The organism is Dorea ammoniilytica (assembly GCF_025567415.1).
GTDB classification, from domain to species: domain Bacteria; phylum Bacillota; class Clostridia; order Lachnospirales; family Lachnospiraceae; genus Claveliimonas; species Claveliimonas ammoniilytica.
This window is the reverse complement of sequence record NZ_JAOQJV010000005.1, coordinates 138,401-158,898: the sequence shown is the minus strand read 5'-3', so window position 1 is coordinate 158,898 and position 20,498 is coordinate 138,401. Positions and strand designations below refer to the sequence as shown.

14 protein-coding genes, 2 tRNA genes and 2 rRNA genes are annotated in these 20,498 nt (G+C 43.2%); 17 read left to right on the top strand and 1 reads right to left on the bottom strand.

All coding sequences use genetic code 11. The features are described 5' to 3' along the window. Positions 1 to 7: 7 nt before the first annotated feature. From rrf to thrS, 7 genes are all read left to right on the top strand, one after another. A 5S ribosomal RNA gene (rrf, locus tag OCV65_RS06280) occupies positions 8 to 125 on the top strand. A gap of 47 nt (positions 126 to 172) precedes the next feature. Continuing rightward, a tRNA-Ile gene (locus tag OCV65_RS06275) sits at positions 173 to 246 on the top strand. 73 nt (positions 247 to 319) lie between these two features. After that, positions 320 to 392 (top strand) — tRNA-Ala (locus OCV65_RS06270). A gap of 1,076 nt (positions 393 to 1,468) precedes the next feature. Next, positions 1,469 to 4,356, top strand: a 23S ribosomal RNA gene (locus OCV65_RS06265). 333 nt (positions 4,357 to 4,689) lie between these two features. Beyond that, positions 4,690 to 5,544, top strand: a complete 855-nt coding sequence (locus tag OCV65_RS06260; RefSeq protein WP_262581348.1) for a DUF3990 domain-containing protein — start codon at positions 4,690 to 4,692, stop codon at positions 5,542 to 5,544. Between the two features lie 15 nt (positions 5,545 to 5,559). Beyond that, positions 5,560 to 6,042: an antitoxin gene (locus tag OCV65_RS06255; protein WP_262581347.1), complete on the top strand. Its 483-nt coding sequence runs from the start codon at positions 5,560 to 5,562 to the stop codon at positions 6,040 to 6,042. Between the two features lie 443 nt (positions 6,043 to 6,485). After that, positions 6,486 to 8,453 carry a threonine--tRNA ligase gene (gene thrS / locus OCV65_RS06250; protein WP_118453322.1) on the top strand — a complete coding sequence of 656 codons (1,968 nt, stop codon included), beginning with the start codon at positions 6,486 to 6,488 and terminating at the stop codon, positions 8,451 to 8,453. A 92-nt stretch (positions 8,454 to 8,545) separates the two neighbouring features. Here the strand turns inward: thrS and OCV65_RS06245 are convergent, their stop codons facing one another. Continuing rightward, positions 8,546 to 9,433, bottom strand: a complete 888-nt coding sequence (locus OCV65_RS06245; protein WP_262581346.1) for a LysR family transcriptional regulator — start codon at positions 9,431 to 9,433, stop codon at positions 8,546 to 8,548. A gap of 247 nt (positions 9,434 to 9,680) precedes the next feature. Here OCV65_RS06245 and OCV65_RS06240 point away from each other — a divergent pair, with 247 nt between their 5' ends. From OCV65_RS06240 to OCV65_RS06195, 10 genes are all read left to right on the top strand, one after another. Further along, a complete protein-coding gene (locus OCV65_RS06240; protein WP_118453320.1) occupies positions 9,681 to 10,517 on the top strand; it encodes a sugar phosphate isomerase/epimerase family protein in 837 nt (278 codons plus the stop codon). A 37-nt stretch (positions 10,518 to 10,554) separates the two neighbouring features. After that, positions 10,555 to 12,525: an NAD(P)/FAD-dependent oxidoreductase gene (locus tag OCV65_RS06235; RefSeq protein ID WP_262581345.1), complete on the top strand. Its 1,971-nt coding sequence runs from the start codon at positions 10,555 to 10,557 to the stop codon at positions 12,523 to 12,525. Positions 12,526 to 12,607: 82 nt separating this feature from the next. Continuing rightward, entirely contained in the window at positions 12,608 to 13,483 is an 876-nt protein-coding gene (locus OCV65_RS06230; RefSeq protein WP_262581344.1) for a shikimate dehydrogenase, read from the top strand. 27 nt (positions 13,484 to 13,510) lie between these two features. Next, positions 13,511 to 14,797 (top strand): MFS transporter, encoded by a 1,287-nt coding sequence (locus OCV65_RS06225; protein WP_262581343.1) that lies wholly within the window; start codon positions 13,511 to 13,513, stop codon positions 14,795 to 14,797. 254 nt (positions 14,798 to 15,051) lie between these two features. Then, positions 15,052 to 16,455, top strand: a complete 1,404-nt coding sequence (locus tag OCV65_RS06220; RefSeq protein WP_262581342.1) for a hypothetical protein — start codon at positions 15,052 to 15,054, stop codon at positions 16,453 to 16,455. A gap of 174 nt (positions 16,456 to 16,629) precedes the next feature. Next, entirely contained in the window at positions 16,630 to 17,310 is a 681-nt protein-coding gene (gene pyrE, locus OCV65_RS06215) for an orotate phosphoribosyltransferase (protein ID WP_262581341.1), read from the top strand. Positions 17,311 to 17,324: 14 nt separating this feature from the next. After that, positions 17,325 to 17,477, top strand: a complete 153-nt coding sequence (locus OCV65_RS06210) for a hypothetical protein (RefSeq protein ID WP_199665978.1) — start codon at positions 17,325 to 17,327, stop codon at positions 17,475 to 17,477. Between the two features lie 28 nt (positions 17,478 to 17,505). Then, a complete protein-coding gene (locus tag OCV65_RS06205; RefSeq protein WP_330666891.1) occupies positions 17,506 to 17,961 on the top strand; it encodes a VanZ family protein in 456 nt (151 codons plus the stop codon). Beyond that, complete coding sequence (locus tag OCV65_RS06200; RefSeq protein ID WP_262581339.1) at positions 17,930 to 18,325, top strand: DUF6142 family protein; 396 nt, start codon at positions 17,930 to 17,932, stop codon at positions 18,323 to 18,325. The genes OCV65_RS06205 and OCV65_RS06200 overlap by 32 nt, the downstream gene beginning before the upstream one ends. After that, a complete protein-coding gene (locus OCV65_RS06195) occupies positions 18,326 to 20,389 on the top strand; it encodes an aminopeptidase (RefSeq protein ID WP_262581338.1) in 2,064 nt (687 codons plus the stop codon). Positions 20,390 to 20,498: the final 109 nt, after the last annotated feature.

Sequence of the window (20,498 nt, the reverse complement as noted above, 5' to 3'; positions counted from 1 at the left end):
TAATCTTTCTGGTGGCGATGCGCTTGTGGGAGACACCCGTTCCCATACCGAACACGATGGTTAAGACGCAAGCGGCCGATGGTACTGCACTGGAGACGGTGTGGGAGAGTAGGTGGCCGCCAGATCAAAAAAAGAAAAAGTTAAGGGCACCGGATGGTGGCTGAACTGAGAAGGGCTTATAGCTCAGCTGGTTAGAGCGCACGCCTGATAAGCGTGAGGTCGGTGGTTCGAGTCCACTTAAGCCCACTTACTTAAGTGTTCGCCTGAGGAGGTAAGGTCACTTAAGCCCATTGGTTATCATACCAATAAAACTACATATGGGGGATTAGCTCAGTTGGGAGAGCGCCTGCCTTGCAAGCAGGAGGTCACGAGTTCGACTCTCGTATTCTCCACTTGACCTGAAAAAGGTCAGATATGTACCTTGAAAACCGCATACAAGAAATATGATAAGATTTTTAAATATCTTAATCAAGACATCCGAGGTAATTGTTATAAACAGAGTAATGTAGTAATGATTACACACTTGAGAAAACAAGTAAAAACAAACCTAGAACCAACGCATGTAACGCTATACATGTGTGGATGTTGGAACAACCCGTTTCCAATATCAAGTTGGTTATGCTAATAAGAGCGCAGGGTGGATGCCTTGGCACTAAGAGCCGATGAAAGACGTGATAAGCTGCGAAAAGCTTCGGGGAGGAGCAAATATCCAATGATCCGGAGATATCTGAATGGGGAAACCCACTTGAGCAAACCTCAAGTATCCATACGCCAATCCATAACGTATGGAGGGGAACCCGGTGAACTGAAACATCTAAGTAGCCGGAGGAAGAGAAAACAACATGTGATTCTGGAAGTAGCGGCGAGCGAAACCGGAAGAGCCCAAACCAGCGTGCGTGCATGCTGGGGTTCGGACCGCATAATTGATTGATGAGTCTAGCAGAATGGTTTTGGGAAAGCCAGCCAGAGAGGGTGAAAGCCCCGTAAGCAAAAGGCGAATCGACATGGCGGTATCCAGAGTAGATCGAGACACGAGAAACCTTGATTGAATGAGCGGGGACCACCCCGTAAGGCTAAATACTCCTTAGTGACCGATAGCGCATAGTACTGTGAAGGAAAGGTGAAAAGGACCCCGGGAGGGGAGTGAAAGAGAACCTGAAACCCTGTGTTTACAAGCTGTGGAACATCCATATGAGATGAACCGCGTACTTTTTGTAGAACGGTCCGGCGAGTTACGCTGGCTGGCGAGGTTAAGTTCTNGGTCAGATATGTACCTTGAAAACCGCATACAAGAAATATGATAAGATTTTTAAATATCTTAATCAAGACATCCGAGGTAATTGTTATAAACAGAGTAATGTAGTAATGATTACACACTTGAGAAAACAAGTAAAAACAAACCTAGAACCAACGCATGTAACGCTATACATGTGTGGATGTTGGAACAACCCGTTTCCAATATCTAGTTGGTTATGCTAATAAGAGCGCAGGGTGGATGCCTTGGCACTAAGAGCCGATGAAAGACGTGATAAGCTGCGAAAAGCTTCGGGGAGGAGCAAATATCCAATGATCCGGAGATATCTGAATGGGGAAACCCACTTGAGCAAACCTCAAGTATCCATACGCCAATCCATAACGTATGGAGGGGAACCCGGTGAACTGAAACATCTAAGTAGCCGGAGGAAGAGAAAACAACATGTGATTCTGGAAGTAGCGGCGAGCGAAACCGGAAGAGCCCAAACCAGCGTGCGTGCATGCTGGGGTTCGGACCGCATAATTGATTGATGAGTCTAGCAGAATGGTTTTGGGAAAGCCAGCCAGAGAGGGTGAAAGCCCCGTAAGCAAAAGGCGAGTCGACATGGCGGTATCCAGAGTAGATCGAGACACGAGAAACCTTGATTGAATGAGCGGGGACCACCCCGTAAGGCTAAATACTCCTTAGTGACCGATAGCGCATAGTACTGTGAAGGAAAGGTGAAAAGGACCCCGGGAGGGGAGTGAAAGAGAACCTGAAACCCTGTGTTTACAAGCTGTGGAACATCCATATGAGATGAACCGCGTACTTTTTGTAGAACGGTCCGGCGAGTTACGCTGGCTGGCGAGGTTAAGTTCTTAAGGAATGGAGCCGAAGGGAAACCAAGTCTTAATAGGGCGAGTAGTCAGTCGGAGTAGACCCGAAACCGGGTGATCTATCCATGTCCAGGTTGAAGTTGCCGTAAAAGGCAATGGAGGACCGAACCCACATCCGTTGAAAAGGGTGGGGATGAGGTGTGGATAGGGGAGAAATTCCAATCGAACCCGGAGATAGCTGGTTCTCCTCGAAATAGCTTTAGGGCTAGCCTCATGAGAGTCTTGCGGAGGTAGAGCACTGAATTTCCTAGGGGGCGTCAAAGCTTACCGAAGAATATCAAACTCCGAATGCCGCGTAGATGATTCATGGGAGTCAGACTGCACGAGATAAGTTGGGTAGTCAAAAGGGAAAGAGCCCAGACCTGCAGCTAAGGTCCCAAAATGTGTGTTAAGTGGAAAAGGATGTGGGATTTCAAAGACAACCAGGATGTTGGCTTAGAAGCAGCCATACATTAAAAGAGTGCGTAATAGCTCACTGGTCGAGAGGTCCTGCGCCGAAAATGTCCGGGGCTGAAACACACTACCGAAGCTCAGGAATCAACTTAGTTGATTGGTAGAGGAGCATTGCATACGGGAAGAAGCAGTACCGGAAGGAGCTGTGGACTGTATGGAAGAGAGAATGCCGGAATGAGTAGCGAGAGGAAGGTGAGAATCCTTCCGGCCGAATATCTAAGGTTTCCAGAGTAAAGCTGATCTGCTCTGGGTAAGTCGGGACCTAAGGCGAGGTCGAAAGACGTAGTCGATGGACAACAGGTTGAAATTCCTGTACTACGGTAATACAGAACTGTGGGGACGCAGTAAGAGAGCACAACCGGGAATGGAAAAACCGGGGCAAGCGAGGTAGGAGTTACGTTGGCAAATCCGCGTAACAATCCGAAGACGTGATGCGTACCGAACTAAGAGTAGGGAAGAGTGTGAGCTAACTGCCAAGAAAAGCCGCTATTGTTGTTACCGTACCCGTACCGTAAACCGACACAGGTGGATGAGGAGAGAATCCTAAGGCCGACGGGAGAAGCATTGTTAAGGAACTCGGCAAAATGACTCCGTAACTTCGGGAGAAGGAGTGCCTGGGAGACCAGGCCGCAGAGAATTGGCCCAAGCAACTGTTTAGCAAAAACACAGGTCTATGCAAAACCGAAAGGTGAGGTATATGGGCTGACGCCTGCCCGGTGCTGGAAGGTTAAGGGGAGAGGTTAGCGCAAGCGAAGCTTTGAACTTAAGCCCCAGTAAACGGCGGCCGTAACTATAACGGTCCTAAGGTAGCGAAATTCCTTGTCGGGTAAGTTCCGACCCGCACGAAAGGCGTAATGATTTGGGCACTGTCTCAACAATGCACCCGGTGAAATTGAAATACCAGTGAAGATGCTGGTTACCTGCGCCAGGACGGAAAGACCCCATGGAGCTTTACTCCAGCTTGATACTGGGATTCGGTATTGCATGTACAGGATAGGTGGGAGACTAGGAAATGGTAACGCCAGTTGCCATGGAGTCGCTGTTGGGATACCACCCTTGTGGTACTGGATTTCTAACCTGCGCCCGTGAACCGGGCGGGGGACAATGTCAGGTGGGGAGTTTGACTGGGGCGGTCGCCTCCGAAAGGGTATCGGAGGCGCTCAAAGGTTCCCTCAGAATGGTTGGAAACCATTCGAAGAGTGCAAAGGCAGAAGGGAGCTTGACTGCGACACCGACGGGTGGAGCAGGTACGAAAGTAGGACTTAGTGATCCGGTGGTATAAAGTGGGATTGCCATCGCTCAACGGATAAAAGCTACCCTGGGGATAACAGGCTTATCACTCCCAAGAGTTCACATCGACGGAGTGGTTTGGCACCTCGATGTCGGCTCATCGCATCCTGGGGCTGAAGTAGGTCCCAAGGGTTGGGCTGTTCGCCCATTAAAGCGGTACGCGAGCTGGGTTCAGAACGTCGTGAGACAGTTCGGTCCCTATCCGGCGTGGGCGTAGGATATTTGAGAGGAGCTGTCCTTAGTACGAGAGGACCGGGATGGACTGGCCGCTGGTGTATCTGTTGTTCTACCAAGAGCATGGCAGAGTAGCCAAGCCGGGAAGGGATAAACGCTGAAGGCATCTAAGCGTGAAGCCCCCCTCAAGATGAGATATCCCAACGTAAGTTGTAAGACCCCTTGAAGACGACGAGGTAGATAGGTCAGAGGTGGAAGTGTGGTAACACATGTAGCTGACTGATACTAATCGGTCGAGGGCATAACCAAGACGGAGATAGGTAAGAAGATGTAGAGTTTCTTGTATACGGTTTTGAAGGTATATATGAAGAGGCTGTAGACCATAAGGTTTGCAGCTTTTTTTGTTCAGTTCAGAGCCAGGCAGAAGTAGAGGGAAGAACTATGCCGTGCTTGCACGAGGTATAGTTCTTCCCTCTACTTCTATTTGGCGGATACGTTCACTGACGAAACGCGTAGCGTTTTGGAAGTGAACTGGCTCTGAATATGTCTCTGAAAAACTTATTTAAGTAATATGATATAAACAAGTTTTGGTTGAACTTATTTAAGTAATATGATATAAATAAGTTTGAGAGGATGATACGTATGAAATATAATTTTTCAAAGGACCTGCAGTCAATTCGAGAGATATTAGGTCTTACACAAAACGAATTTGCAAAACAGATTGGCGTGGAACAAGTAACAATTTCAAGAAATGAACTGGGAAAAACAGATCCTTCTGCAAAGCTTTTAGAGAGAGTATACATATATGCATTTGTAAAAAATATAAAGATAAATAAATTAAAGGAAATGCTTTGGAGAGATGACTTAGAAAAGAATGAAAAATTACTTTTCCATGGTGCGAAAAGTGGAATTGACGGAGAGATAGATATTCATAGAGGCAGATGCAATAATGATTTCGGACAGGGATTTTATACAGGAGAAAGTTATGAACAGGCAATATCGTTTGTATCAGGGTTTGAGCATTCATCGGTGTATTATATTTGTTTTGATGACAGGAATCTGAAATGTAAAAGATATAAAGTGGATCAGGAATGGATGATGACGATTGCCTACTATCGAGGTGCACTGGATGAGTATAAGAATCATCCGGCTATAAGAAAACTTATAGAACAGTCAAGAGATTGTGATTATATCATTGCGCCAATAGCAGATAATCGTATGTTTCAGATTATCAATTCATTTATTGACGGAGAGATCACGGATGAACAATGTAAGCACTGTCTTGCGGCAACGAATCTTGGAATGCAGTATATTCTTATAAGCGAAAAAGCTGCCTCGCAGGCAAAACTTATAGAACGTTGCTATATTTCAGAGAATGAAAGGGAATACTATAAGAACGTACGATTTGAAGAGTCGAAGCTGGGTGCTAATAAAGTGAAATTGGCGAGAAAGCAATATAGAGGAAAAGGTCAATATATTGATGAAATTCTGGTGTAAAGAGGTGAGTGATGTATGAAGAAGATAGATAAGAATGGCTTGCTTTTGTGCGACCTCCAGGCGACGGCATTTGAATGTTCTGTGGATAAAATGGAGTCAAGCTCAGAGATTTTTATCAGACGATTTATGAAAAGTGAGATAGCTAAAAGATTTGATAATGAATCGATCCTTGAAACTAATATACAGGCGAATGATATTTTGCAGTTAGTAGATGAAGAGTATGGTGTGTCTGATTATGGCTCTGTGAAATATACTCACAATGAGATGTACTGGATTGGATATATTTACAGATATTTTGCTGTTACTTATGAATTAACATCACCACAAGTTTATAAAATTGTAAAACCTAAGGAATTACGCGGTTTATTTTTACCGTATCACACTATGGACCCGGCTCAGGCAATTGAGAGAATATTGGAAGCAAAAGAGATGTTGATTGATGAGGATATGGAACTGAAACGTCAGTATGAAATTTTTAAAAGAATAAGAAATCAATAAGATTCATATTGACTATTTGGGTGTTTCGTACTAGTATATTAAAGAACACGAAGAAGAGACGAGTAGCATGTGTTGAAGGACCCAGAGAGAGAAGTATTTGGTGGAAGCTTCTTGACTGATCATATGTGAAGACCAGCTCTGAGTGACCCTAATCCGGTCCGGTGATACCGTTATCATCAGTAATGAGATTTTCCATAGATGATTTATACATAAGTAATTTATGCATGGATAATTCTAGTTGAGATATGACTTAGGATATGGAAGATGAAGATGGGTGGAACCACGATAGATATATCGTCCCTGACATTGTTTTAAGACAGTGCCAGGGACTTTTTTATATGTTAAAGAGGGTAGAAAGTCAGAGGCATGATCTTAAAATCAGAAGTATCTATTTTATGCTCATATACAGGAGCACACATTTTTATCATGAGGAGGAAATTAAAATGAAGATCACATTAAAAGACGGATCTGTCAAAGAGTATGCAGAAGCAAAATCAGTATATGATATTGCATCAGACATCAGTGCAGGTTTGGCAAGAGTTGCCTGTGCAGGAGAAGTGAATGGAGAAATCGTTGATCTTAGAACAGTAGTAGATCAGGATTGTGAATTGAATATTGTAACAGCCAGTGATCCGGAGGGACTCAGAGTTATCCGTCATACAGCATCTCACGTGCTGGCTCAGGCGGTTAAGAGAGTGTTCCCAAATGCAAAGATCGCCATCGGACCGGCAATCGACGATGGTTTCTATTATGATTTTGAAGCAGAACCATTTTCAAGAGATGATCTGGATAAGCTGGAAGCAGAGATGAAGAAGATTATCAAAGAAGGACATGAATTAAAGAGATTTACACTTCCTAGAGAAGAAGCAATCGCATTTATGAAAGAGAAGGATGAGCCATTCAAGGTAGAGTTGATCGAAGACCTGCCGGAAGGCGAAGAAATCTCATTCTATGATCAGGGAGAATTTGTAGACCTGTGTGCAGGACCGCACCTGATGAGTACAAAGGGCATCAAGGCATTTAAGCTGACATCATCATCTATGGCATACTGGAGAGGTGATTCCGAAAAAGCACGTTTGCAGAGAATTTATGGTACTGCATATAATAAGAAAGAGGAACTGAAAGCACACCTCGAGAAAATGGAAGATGCAAAACGCAGAGATCACAATAAACTTGGCCGTGAGATGGAATTATTTACAACGGTAGATGTGATCGGACAGGGACTTCCACTCTTCCCACCGAAGGGAACGAAGATGATCATGAAGCTGCAGAGATGGATCGAGGATCTGGAAGATAAAGAGTGGGGCTATGTACGTACCAGAACTCCGCTGATGGCCAAATCTGATCTGTATAAGATTTCCGGACACTGGGATCACTACAAAGACGGAATGTTCGTACTGGGTGATGAGGAGAAAGATAAAGAAGTGTTTGCACTTCGCCCGATGACTTGCCCATTCCAGTACTATGTATATAAGAATACACAGAAGTCATATCGTGATCTTCCTTACAGAATGAGTGAGACATCTACACTGTTCCGTTCAGAGGATTCAGGAGAAATGCACGGACTGACACGAGTTCGTCAGTTTACAATTACTGAGGCTCACAATGTTATCCGCCCGGATCAGGCTGAAGAAGAATTGAAGAACTGTCTGGATCTGGCATACTATGTGCTGACTACATTAGGACTGCAGGATGATGTGACATATCGTCTGTCTAAATGGGATCCGGCTAATAAAGCAAAATACCTTGGTGATGACAATTACTGGAACAGCACACAGGATGCGTTGCGTGCCGTACTTCATGAGAAGAATGTGCCATTCGTAGAGGCTGACGGAGAAGCTGCATTTTATGGTCCAAAGATCGATATTCAGGCTAAGAATGTATATGGTAAAGAAGATACCATGATCACAATTCAGCTTGACTGTGCGATTGCTGATAACTTCGATTTGTATTACATTGATCAGAATGGCGAGAAGAAACGTCCTTACATCATTCACAGAACATCGATGGGATGCTACGAACGTACACTTGCATGGCTGATCGAGAAATACGCCGGCAAGTTCCCGACATGGCTGTGTCCGGAGCAGGTGCGTGTACTTCCTATTTCTGAAAAATACGCAGACTATGCGAATGAAGTATGCAAAGAGTTGAAGAAAAATGATATCGACGCTACAGTTGATAACCGTTCAGAGAAGATTGGATTCAAGATCCGTGAGGCAAGACTGGATAAGCTGCCATATATGTTAGTAGTCGGACAGCAGGAAGAAGCAGACGGAACAGTGTCTGTAAGAAGCCGTTATGCAGGTAATGAAGGAACCAAGCCACTTGCTGAGTTCATCGATGCAATCTGCAAAGAGATCCGCACAAAAGAGATCAGAAAAGAATTGCCGGAAGAAGAAAAGGCAAAATAATCATTAGAATGAAAATAGCTGGTACACAGTTCTGTCAAGAATCATAGATTCGATGTGCTGTGTACCGGCTATTTATTTGCATTTGGCATGCATTATACTTCGGCATGTTCAGTAACATACTTTTTAAAGTTCATAACAACCGGTGCCTGGTATACATTTTTTAAAGTAGCCATATAGAAGAGTCTTTCCCAGGATGGGGTTGCGATTTCTATGATGGATACAGGCATGTAGGAAAGAATCGGCATCTTCGGAACGACAGCAATACCAAATCCGGCACCGACAAGTCCGGCAACACCCTGATCTTCTTCCATGGAATAAGCAATCTCCGGATAGCCGCCACATTTTTCAAATAGTTTATCAATAACCTGCCTTAAACCACTTCGCTTAGAAAAGACGATATGTGGATAAGCAAGTGAATCTTTCAAATCTATAGAAGTCCTATCTTCTAAAGGATGCCCTTTGGGTACGATCAGTACAAGTTCCTGTTTGGCAACAGGGGGAAATTCGATCAATGGTTCATTATCCATCTTTGAACAGAATGCAATGTCATATTTCCGTTCTTTTAATCCTTGGATCATGTCAAAGGTAAGACCGGTCGAACTGTGAAAATGAAAATCAATCTTCTTATTAGATGAGGAATCCAAAAAACCTTTCACAAAGTTAGGAACAACAGTGCTGCTGAGTACACGAAGTTCAGCAATATCTATCCGACCTTCCCCAAATCCTGTCATTTGAAGCTTATTGACGCTTGAATCAAGCATATTCAGAGCCTGTTCAACATCAACCAGAAAAGCCTGTCCACATTTGGTAAGTACCACATTGCGGCCATCCTTTTCAAAAAGCTTAACACCGAGTTCCTTTTCCAGAGATGAGATTGCATGACTCAGGCTGGGCTGGGTAATAGAGAGGATTTCAGCTGCTTTTGTATAATGTTCCAGATGAGCGAGAGTAGCAAAATATCTGAGATGATAGAGATTCATAAGGTTTTCTCCTTTTCTGATTAATATTTGTATCTTACCGTTATTTGTAAGTGAGTATTTAGTATTCAGTTATATCATCGTACCACGAATTGCCAATAAAATCCATAAACAAAATCTATCGATTGTGACAGAATTATCAATTTGTCTTTTATTTAACGATTCGTTATAATTTAGACATAGAAAATATTACAAGATTGAACGACCAAATTAACGGTATAGTATTCAATTTCACAATGGAGGTAGAATTATGTCAAAGAAGAATCCAATCACAGTAAGCTCATGGACACTTGGAGATCAGTGTAAATTTGAAGATCGTGTAATCGCTGCCAAAGAAGCAGGATATGAAGGAATCGGTCTTCGTGCAGAGACTTATGTTGATGCTTTGAATGAAGGACTTCATGATGAAGACATTCTTGCAATTCTTGACAAACATGACATGAAAGTAACAGAGGTAGAGTACATTGTTCAGTGGTGTGAAGAACATCGTTCCTATGAGCAGAAGTACAAAGAGCAGATGTGTTTCCATATGTGCGAACTCTTTGGAGTAGGTCACATCAACTGCGGACTGATGGAAAACTATTCTGTAGAGTACACAGCTCAGAAGTTAAAAGAACTGTGTCAGAGAGCCGGCAAATACATTATTGGTGTTGAGCCGATGCCATACAGTGGAATTCCGAACCTTCAGAAAGGCTGGGAAGTTGTAAAAGCTTCCGGATGTGACAATGCAATGCTGATTCTTGATACATGGCATTGGGTAAGAGCAGATCAGCCGTACGATATCCTGACACCGGAAATCGCTGAGAAAGTTATTTCTATCCAGATTAATGATGCTTATGACAGACCGTATGCAGCTTCAATTTTAAGAGATGAGTCTATGCATGACCGTCTTGCACCGGGAACAGGAGCAAAGGATACAGCAGGATTTGTTAAGATGATCAAAGATGCCGGAATCGATCCAAAGGTTGTTGGTGTAGAAGTAATCTCTGATGAGATCCTTGGAAGAGGAATCGATGCAGCAGCTGCTTATACATATGAAAACACAGAAAAAGTATTAAAAGAAGCCTGGCCAGAACTGGTAGACTAATTCAGAAAACAGATTCATTGAAAAAAGAGGTAAAATAATGAAATTCAAAAATATGTTTTCTCCGATTCAGATCGGACCTATGACAGTTAAGAATCGTTTTGTAGTTCCCCCGATGGGAAATAACTTCGCTAATTCAGATGGAACATGGAGTGATCAGTCCGTTGCATATTACAGTGAACGTGCAAAAGGACAGTTTGGTCTGATTACGATTGAAGCAACTGTAGTACATAAAGGTGCTAAGGGAGGCCCTAAGAAACCTTGCCTGTATGATGATAACAGTATTGAAAGCTTGAAGAGAATTACAGATGCCTGTCACGCAGAAGGCGCAAAGATTTCTATCCAGCTTCAGAATGCAGGACCGGAAGGTAATGCAAAGAATGCAGGAGCACCGATCGAGGCTGCAACAGCAATTGCATCTGCAGACGGAAGGGACATTCCGGAAGCAGTACCTACAGAAAAAGTGTATGAACTTGTAAAAGGATATGGTGATGCAGCAGTTCGCGCGATGAAGGGCGGAGCTGATGCAGTAGAAATTCACATGGCACATGGTTATCTTGTAAATTCATTCATGTCACCAAGAACCAATAAGCGTGTCGATGAATTTGGCGGAAGCTTTGAAAACAGAATGAGATTTTCTCGTCTGATCATTGAGGAAGTTAAGAAGAAAACAGAAGGAAAGATTGCCGTTCTTGCACGTATCAACAGTACAGAAGATATGTTTGGCGGACTTGATAATCACGATATGTGTGCAGTAGCAGCTTACCTGGAAGAGTGTGGAATTGACGGACTTCACGTATCTCGTGCAGTACATCTGAAAGATGAATATATGTGGGCACCTACAGGTATCCACGGCGGTTTCTCGGCAGAACTGGTTGCTAATATTAAGAAGTGTGTATCTGTTCCGGTTATTACAGTTGGTCGATATACAGAGCCACAGTTTGCAGAACAGATGATCAAACTTGGCAATGCAGATCTGGTAGCATTTGGACGTCAGTCACTGGCTGATCCTCATACTCCGGAAAAAGCGCAGGAAGAAAGACTTGAAGATCTGACACCATGTATCGCCTGTCTGCAGGGATGTGTTGCTAATATGTATGCAGGTAAGCCACTTTGCTGTCTGGTGAATCCAGTACTTGGACGTGAGGTTGAAGGACTTCCGAAGGCTGAAAAAGCGAAAAAAGTATACGTGATCGGCGGTGGCGTAGCAGGTATGTGTGCTGCATTCACAGCTAAGAGACGTGGACATGATGTTACTTTATTTGAAGCAACAGATAAGCTTGGCGGTAATATGAGACTGGCTGCTTACCCACCGGGAAAAGGTGATATCACCGGTATGATCAGGAGCTACATTGTAAAATGTGAAAAAGCCGGCGTTAACATCAAGATGAATACAAAGGTGACAGCACAGATGTTAAAAGAAGATACACCGGATGCAGTTATTCTTGCAACAGGATCAGAGACATTAGTACTTCCATTTATCAAAGGTATCCACAATCCGGATATTGTATATGGTGTTGACTGTCTGGAAGGAACACGCCCGGTAGGACACAAAGTCTTAGTTGTTGGTGGCGGTATGGTAGGTGCAGAGACTGCTGACTTCCTTGCAGAACAGGGACATGAAGTAGCTGTTATCGAAATGAGAGATGCGATCGGACCGGATGTAATTCACGAGCACCGTGTATTCCTCATGGAAGCATTTGAAAAATATGGTATCAAGCAGATCACAAGCGCTGCTGTATCAGAGATTTTCTCAGATGGTGTAAGCTACAAGAACGCAGCAGATAAATCTGACGAGACAATCTATGAGGCAAGAGGATTTGATACCGTAGTTCTGTCTATGGGATTCAGCTCACGCTATACACACCGTGACGGTCAGAACGTAGTATATGACTTCGCTGAAGAATTAAAAGACATCGTACCAGAAGTTCACATGGTAGGTGACGCTGTAAGAGCACGTCGTGCACTGGATGCTACAAAAGAAGCATACGATATTGCGTTAAAACTGTAAATCTTATAATAACATACATATTCATCTGGCAGTCCGTGATATACGGACTGTCATAGAAAAGAAAACCAGGAGGATTAGGATTATGGAAAAAAGAATTTCCGGACACACAGGCTTAATGGGATTATTTGGAACACCGGTTGGACATTCAGGATCTCCGGCAATGTACAACTTCAGTTTCCAGCATGACGGATTGGATTATGCATATATGGCATTTGATGTAACAGAAGAAGAGATGCCAAAAGCATTTGATGCAATTCGTTTATTCAAAATGCGTGGTGGTAACTTTACTATGCCATGCAAAAATATTGCAGCAGAGTTAGTAGATAAGCTTTCTCCGGCAGCAGAGATCATTGGTGCCTGTAATGTATTTGTTAATGATGACGGTGTAATCACAGGTCACATTACAGATGGTGTTGGATTCGTTAAGAACCTTGAACTTAACGGAGTACCTGTAAAAGATAAAAAGGTAGTTGTACTTGGCGCCGGCGGAGCAGCTACAGCTATTCAGGTTCAGTTAGCACTTGACGGAGCAAAAGAGATCAATATCTTCAGCATTCAGGATAAGTTCTTCGAGAGAGCAAAAGGAACACAGGCTAAATTAGCAGAGAAGTGTCCGGAATGCGTTGTTACCGTTGAAGATCTGGATGACAAGGCAAAACTGGAAGAAGCAGTTAAGGCTTGTGATATTCTGGTAAATGCAACAATTATGGGAATGAAGCCACATGAGGATGTAACACTGGTTGACAAATCATTGTTCCGTAAAGACCTGGTTGTAGCAGATACAGTATATAATCCGGAGAAGACAAAGATGATCGTTGAAGCAGAAGAAGCCGGATGCAAAGCAATCGGTGGTGTAGGAATGCTTCAGCAGCAGGGGGCAGTAAACTACGAACTGTTCGTTGGAAAAGAGATGCCACTTGCCGAGTATCAGGAATTTCAGAAGGCACAGGCAAAATAAAACAATTCGACAAAGGAGATTGAGGGAATGAAAGCAAAAAAATATTTATTGTCTATCATTTGTGTTTATTTTTGTTATTTGACACATGGTATTCAAGCTATTATTTTAAGCCAGAATAACGTAAATTTTGCAAAACAGTGGGGATTCAATATGTCAGACCCACAGTCTGCAGCATATGCGGCAGGTATTGCAGCAGTTAGTACAGCAGTTGCATGGACTGGTTTCGGTAAATTCGTCAGTGTGTGGATCGGTGGAGAAATCTCTGACCGCGTAGGACGTAAGAAATTAATGATCGGCGGAGCTATCTTATATATTATCTGCTTCCTTGGATTCTTATTTACAAGCAGCGCTGTAGTCGCTTCTATCTGCGGATTTGTTGCTGGAGTTGCAACATCAGGATTCTGGGATGCATCCGGATATCCGGCTGTACAGGAAGCTTATCCTGCAGCACCTGGTTCTGCGCTGATCGGAATCAAATTCTTCGTTTCATTGTCTGGTATGGTGTATCCGCTCCTGGTTGTACATAACGCAAGCAATGGAAACTGGAAATTAAATGTAATCATTCCGGTTGTACTGTCAATCGTTTGTTTAGTACTTGCAATTGTTGCTCCATTTGTTTATGATGATCAGAAGAAGGCATCAGAAGGAAAAAATGGCAAATCAAATGATGAAGTACAGGCAGAGATTAATGCAGCTAAGGCAGCGATGCTTACTAAGCCAAACAAATTTGTAGTATTTCTGGTAATGTTTTATGCATTCCTTTGCATGGCAATCATGTATGGTGCACAGCAGTATACAAAGGCATTTGGATTATCCGTATGTGGACTTTCCGAGATGCAGGCAGCCGGTATGACTTCCATTTATACAATCGGATCTATCTGTGCAGTAATCTTCTGGGCATTCATGATGGCTAAATTAAAATGGAGTCCGCTGAAAGTTATCCTGATCGATTCTATCTGTACAGCAGTTGCACTTGCAGGTGTACTGTTTATCCATCAGGTAGCAATCATTTACATCGCAATTGCAATGTTAGGATTCTTTGCAGCAGGTGGTGCTCTTCAGACAGGTCTTGCAGTGGTTCAGTTGTTTAACCCAGGACCAAAAGGAAGAAACACAGGTATTTATTACACATTCATGGGTGCAGCAAGCTACCTGATTCCGGTAGTAGCAGCACAGCTTACAAAAGCATCAGGTGAGGCTAATGCAGTTTACACCCTTATGATCATGTTATTAGTATTTGCAATTCTTGCTATTTTAAGTTCCCTCTACTTAGTAGCTCAGCACAAGAAAATCTTCGGAAAAGGTGCATTGTAGAATATAATAAAGAAAATTGGGACTGGCGTTCCGAAAGATGTTATCATCTATAAGAATACAGTCCCGTTTTTTTAAGAATGCATTGTTAAAAAAAAGACATTTATAAAAAATATACTTAAAATTAGAGGAAAATCCAGTTGTTCTATAAAATTTATCTATAGAATAACTGGCATTGTGTTTAGACGACTGAATTGCCGGAAGTATACAGTTTAATGCTGTGTAATAAATTATAAGATAAAGGAGGACGCTCAAAGATGAGTCCGAAAAGAGCAAAAAGACCTAATGAACTTCCATATATTCCACTTGGTCCATTTCAGTGGAGAATTCCAGGGGTTCATTATAAAATTGAGTATGTAGAGTTTTTTCAGGGCCTGATCCTTGGCGCTACAGCTTTAAGTTCGATTCCATACCTGACTGATAATCTTGGACTTCCATATGAACTTGCATGGAGTTGTGTCATCATTGAAGTATTTATGTATATGCTTCACGGATGGCTGGGAGATCCGGTAGTTCCTGGATGGATCACCCCGACCCTGCCATTTACTTTGGCATATTTGAATGGATTTGAAAAAGGACCTGAGCGAATTCAGGCAATGATCGCATTGCAGCTGCTGGTAGCCTTTGTATTTATATTTATGGGAATCACCAAGCTTGCAGATAAATTTGTAAATGGTGTGCCGAATTCGATTAAAGGTGGTATTCTGATCGCAGCCCCGATCACGGTATTGCAGGGACAGTTGTCTGACGGAAGTCAGTTGATGACAGCACCGATAGCAACACTTGCAGGTACCTTGTTACTTGCATTCCTGAGTTTTTCACCGTTCTGTGAAAAGAACAGAGACAAATATAAAATACTGGATATTATGGCAAAATATGGTAATTTATTCCCATATCTTGTTGCTATGTTAGCCGGAGTTGCACTTGGAGAATTATCAAAACCGGTTCTGGAACTTGGAACAGTCATCAGAATCCCTGATTTCAGTAATATCTTCCATACAGTCAGCATTTTTGCAGTCGGATTTCCACCGATTTCAAAATTCATCAGTGCACTCCCATTAGCATTGATCTGCTATGTACTGGCATTTGGAGATTTTGTTACGTCTAAGACACTGGTAGCAGAGGCACAGGAGAGCCGAAGTGATGAATATATTGACTTTAACTCAAGCAGATCGAACCTGATCAGTGGTCTGAGAAACTTGATCCTTGCAATATTTGCGCCGTTCCCACCACTGGCCGGACCGCTCTGGGTAGGTATGACAGTATCCGTTGCTATGCGTTATAAAGAAGGAAAGAAAGCAATGAAATCTCTGATCGGTGGAATGAGTTCTTTCCGTATGGCAACATTCCTCAGTGTTATTTTGGTGCCGATCGTGTCATTCATGAAGCCGATCATGGGTGTTGGTTCAGCAATCACTCTCTTATTCCAGGCGTATGTATGTGCAAGAATCGGTATGGAATATTGTAAGACAAGCACAGATAAGAGTATTGCCGGTGTTATGGCAGCAGTTCTGGCATTCAAGGGTTCAGGCTGGGCATTGGTTGTAGGCTTTGCAATGAACCTGATGTTATCGAACATGGAATTCCAGAAGAGAAAACTGGGATTGGTTGATACAGAGAATGTAGATCAGATTGAAACAAAGGACAATGAGCCTTCATAATATATGACAGCGTAACAGGGAAAACCGGAATGATTCCGGTTTTCCCTGTTTTTTTGCAATGATGAAATGATTGATATGTCAGAGTTCACAGATACTTCATTTGAAAATGTGTATTACCTGTGGTAGAATTATACCATTAATAAAGAATGACGATGTGATGGAGGTTAATAGATAATGGAAGCATATAAACAGGAATTTATTGAATTTATGGTAGAGAGTAATGTATTGAAATTTGGCGAATTTACATTAAAGAGTGGCAGAAAGTCTCCGTTCTTTATGAATGCAGGAGCATATGTGACCGGTTCGCAGCTTAAGAGACTGGGTGAGTATTATGCGAAGGCGATCCATGATACTTATGGTGATGATTTTGATGTGCTGTTCGGACCTGCATATAAGGGAATTCCGCTTAGTGTAGTGACTGCTATTGCATACAGTGAATTGTACGGAAAGGAAGTACGTTACTGCTCTGATAGAAAAGAAGAGAAGGATCATGGTGCAGATAAGGGTAAATTCCTTGGAAGCAGCCTGCAGGACGGCGATCGTGTAATCATGATCGAGGATGTAACCACTTCCGGTAAATCTATGGAAGAGACTGTACCGAAGGTAAAAGGCGCAGCTAATGTCGAGATTGTAGGACTGATGGTATCTCTGGACCGTATGGAAGTTGGCAAAGGCGGCGTGAAGTGTGCGCTGGATGAAGTGAAGGATCTGTATGGATTTGAGACAAAAGCGATCGTTACGATGAAAGAAGTCGTAGAGCATCTGTATAACAGAGAGTGTCAGGGTAAGATCGTGATCGATGATACTTTGAAAGCTGCGATTGATGCATATTATGAGCAGTATGGAGCAAAATAGCAGGAGGTGTAAGTATGAACGAAAAGGCATATAAGACAATGGGACTTACGGGAGCAGCGAATATCGCGATCGGTATCGTGGTGATGGTTGTCGGTGTGGCAGCCGGTGTGGTAGCTGTGATCGGAGGAGCAAGACTTCTGAAGAACAGAGAGGGACTGATGTTCTAATATGAGTAGAAATAAAAGGGGAAAGGGCATGCGCTTTCTGGGGAAGGTGCTGTTCGTGTTATATATAGGATTTATCATTTATTTCCTCCTGTTTTCAGATCTCTATGGACGAACAGGCGTTATGGAGGAATATCGATATAATCTGGTACTGTTCAAGGAAATTAAAAGGTTCTGGCAGTACCGTGAACAGCTTGGATGGTATGCGATGTTCACAAATCTTTTTGGAAATGTGATTATTTTTATGCCATTTGGGTTCTTCCTGCCGATGGCGAGTAAATACCGCAGCTTTTTTGCAGCGGTATTTTACAGTTTTACACTGAGCCTGTGCGTGGAGACATTTCAGTTGTTGACGAAGGTGGGAAGTTTTGATGTGGATGACCTGCTTCTAAATACAATCGGCGGAGTGGCAGGATATATTATATTTGTGATTTGTGCAGCAGTAAGGAGGCGGCATGTTAGACTATCTACGAGAAAGCGCAGATGAAAGAGCGATACGAAGAGAACATACGAAGCGCGAGAAGGAACGCAGGAAGAGAAGAATACACAAATACGGTCAGATGGAACTGAAGCATTCCAGAAGAGGATGCATCTCTTGTATGCTGGCAGTTCTGTCTGCGTTTTTGCTGGTCAGTATTTTTTCTGTGTCATATCTCAGGCATGGTGATGTGAATATTCTGATCGGCATTGCAGGGCTTCTGGCACTTGTGCTTGCCGTATCCGGACTCAGACGGGGAATCGAAGGCTTCAAAGAACGCAATAAAAATTACATAACCTGCAAGGTCGGAACGGCATGTAATGGAATCCTTTTGCTCATTTATCTTGCAATATTTATAAGGGGGCTATTTTAAATGACAACAGAACGATATGAACTGGCAGCAGAGCGAATCAGACAGATACCGAAGGAAGAGGCAGTCAGCCTTCCTTTCCGGCGGTATTTTCAGAGTGTGTCTGAATTTGTTCTGCTGCTTCTTGATTTAAAGAAAATGATGGAAAACGGAAGCTATGGGAAGCTTTCGGTAGAAGAAAAGAAAGAATGGAACCATAAGCTGTATGCAGATATACTGCCGGAGCAGTATGAAGAGAGTTATGCGAATCCGACATATGCAGTGAAGGAGCTTGGCGAAGATTACGGACAGATCTTAAGCTTCCTGTATGCAGAAGTCCGTGGAGGAATTGCCTGGGTATTTGAAAGAAAAGAAGAATACCTGACGATCCTGATGGAACTTTTTCTGGAGGTCTATAGCTGCTTTGCGGTGGCAGAGGCTGAAGAAGGACGTGAGGTATCGCTTCATGAGCTGAAGGATATCCTGTATTGGTATGCCAGCGATTACTGTGATGTATTTGCGGCAGAACGGATCTGTGACCAGATTGATCCGTCCAGGGATTTTGCGAAGAATATTATTGAAAATGCAGATCTTACGAATGCAGAGTATCTGTATAGCTTTGGAGAATATATTGGTGAGAACCAGATCCGTACAGCAGAGCATCTGGCAGAACTTCCGGAGGAAGTGATCCGTAAGATGGCAGAGGTGTATACCGAAGGTTACCGCATCGGTTTTATTAATACGGGCAAAGATCTGTCTAAGAAATCGGTTGTCAGCATCCGTTACGTGCTGGGATTTGAACGCGTGATCAAGCTTGCGATTGCAAACTTTGCGAAGATGGGACTGAAGCCTGTAATCTATCGCGCGGGCGTCAGCGTCCTGACAAAAGCGAGAAATGGACGCGCCGGATATTATGGAGGTATTCCGAATCCACAGTATGATTATGACCATAAGGATGATATGGGATTATTCTTGAATAAACGATTCATCGAGCGGAAGCTGGAAGTAATGAAGCATACGTATGAGGAACACAAGGAACTGGCAGCGCAGTTTGCTGGACCGGCAGTGATTGAGACTTTCGGCGAGAAACCATTTATACCGGAAGTTAAGGAAGAAGCAGTAACGCTGAATGAGAAGCAGGAAAAGATCTTCCTGTCTTACACCAGCAAAGCGGGGCAGCTCATGAATACCTATATCAAGGGTGAGGAAAGAAGCTTCACGATTGTGGCTTATCCGGTGCCGGAGATTGGCTCGAAGTATGAAGAGATCTTCAACGAGACGATCCGGATCAATACGCTGGATGCGGCATTGTACACGAAGGTACAGCAGACGATCATCGATGCGCTGAATCAGGGAACTTCTGTGCATATTCTCGGACGTGGCAAGAATAAGACAGATCTTACCGTACAGTTGCATACGCTTCAGGATCCGGAGAAGGAGACAATATTTGAAAACTGTGTGGCAGATGTGAATATTCCGGTGGGTGAGGTGTTTACTTCACCACAGCTACAGGGAACGAATGGTAAGCTGCATGTGACACAGGTATATCTGGGTGAATTACAGTACCTGGATCTGGAAATGGATTTCCTGGATGGTAAGATCGCAGATTACCGTTGCAGTAATTTTGATAATGAAGAAGATGGTAAGAAATATATCGCAGACCATGTATTGCATAATCATGAGACACTTCCGATGGGTGAATTTGCCATTGGCACGAATACGACTGCCTATGTGATGGGAAGAAAATATGGCATCGAGGACAAGCTGCCGATCCTGATCGCGGAGAAGACGGGACCGCATTTTGCAGTAGGCGACACCTGCTATAGCTGGTGTGAGGATGTCAGAGTCTACAATCCGGATGGAAAAGAGATCATTGCAAAGGATAATGAGATATCCCTGCTCCGGAAAGAGGATGTGTCGAAAGCATACTTTAACTGCCATACGGATATTACCATTCCGTATGATGAGCTGGGAAGTATCCGTGTGCAGACTGCAGAGGGAAAAGAACTCTCAATAATAGAAGGCGGAAGATTTGTGCTGCCGGGTACAGAGGTGCTGAATGAGCCGCTGGACCAGGAAAATGCATAATAACTGGTCATTAATTCATCTAATAAGTAACTTGGGTAAATGCATTGAATAATTAGTTCTGCTTATGCTATGATATGAGCGTAAATAGGAAAACAGACACATTTTCGGA

Bases quoted from the DNA above. Each gene is read 5' to 3' on its own strand.
- OCV65_RS06260 (WP_262581348.1), top strand. From the start codon at position 4,690: ATGAAATATAATTTTTCAAAGGACCTGCAGTCAATTCGAGAGATATTA.
- OCV65_RS06255 (WP_262581347.1), top strand. From the start codon at position 5,560: ATGAAGAAGATAGATAAGAATGGCTTGCTTTTGTGCGACCTCCAGGCG.
- thrS (WP_118453322.1), top strand. From the start codon at position 6,486: ATGAAGATCACATTAAAAGACGGATCTGTCAAAGAGTATGCAGAAGCA.
- OCV65_RS06245 (WP_262581346.1), bottom strand. From the start codon at position 9,433: ATGAATCTCTATCATCTCAGATATTTTGCTACTCTCGCTCATCTGGAA.
- OCV65_RS06240 (WP_118453320.1), top strand. From the start codon at position 9,681: ATGTCAAAGAAGAATCCAATCACAGTAAGCTCATGGACACTTGGAGAT.
- OCV65_RS06235 (WP_262581345.1), top strand. From the start codon at position 10,555: ATGAAATTCAAAAATATGTTTTCTCCGATTCAGATCGGACCTATGACA.
- OCV65_RS06230 (WP_262581344.1), top strand. From the start codon at position 12,608: ATGGAAAAAAGAATTTCCGGACACACAGGCTTAATGGGATTATTTGGA.
- OCV65_RS06225 (WP_262581343.1), top strand. From the start codon at position 13,511: ATGAAAGCAAAAAAATATTTATTGTCTATCATTTGTGTTTATTTTTGT.
- OCV65_RS06220 (WP_262581342.1), top strand. From the start codon at position 15,052: ATGAGTCCGAAAAGAGCAAAAAGACCTAATGAACTTCCATATATTCCA.
- pyrE (WP_262581341.1), top strand. From the start codon at position 16,630: ATGGAAGCATATAAACAGGAATTTATTGAATTTATGGTAGAGAGTAAT.
- OCV65_RS06210 (WP_199665978.1), top strand. From the start codon at position 17,325: ATGAACGAAAAGGCATATAAGACAATGGGACTTACGGGAGCAGCGAAT.
- OCV65_RS06205 (WP_330666891.1), top strand. From the start codon at position 17,506: ATGCGCTTTCTGGGGAAGGTGCTGTTCGTGTTATATATAGGATTTATC.
- OCV65_RS06200 (WP_262581339.1), top strand. From the start codon at position 17,930: ATGTTAGACTATCTACGAGAAAGCGCAGATGAAAGAGCGATACGAAGA.
- OCV65_RS06195 (WP_262581338.1), top strand. From the start codon at position 18,326: ATGACAACAGAACGATATGAACTGGCAGCAGAGCGAATCAGACAGATA.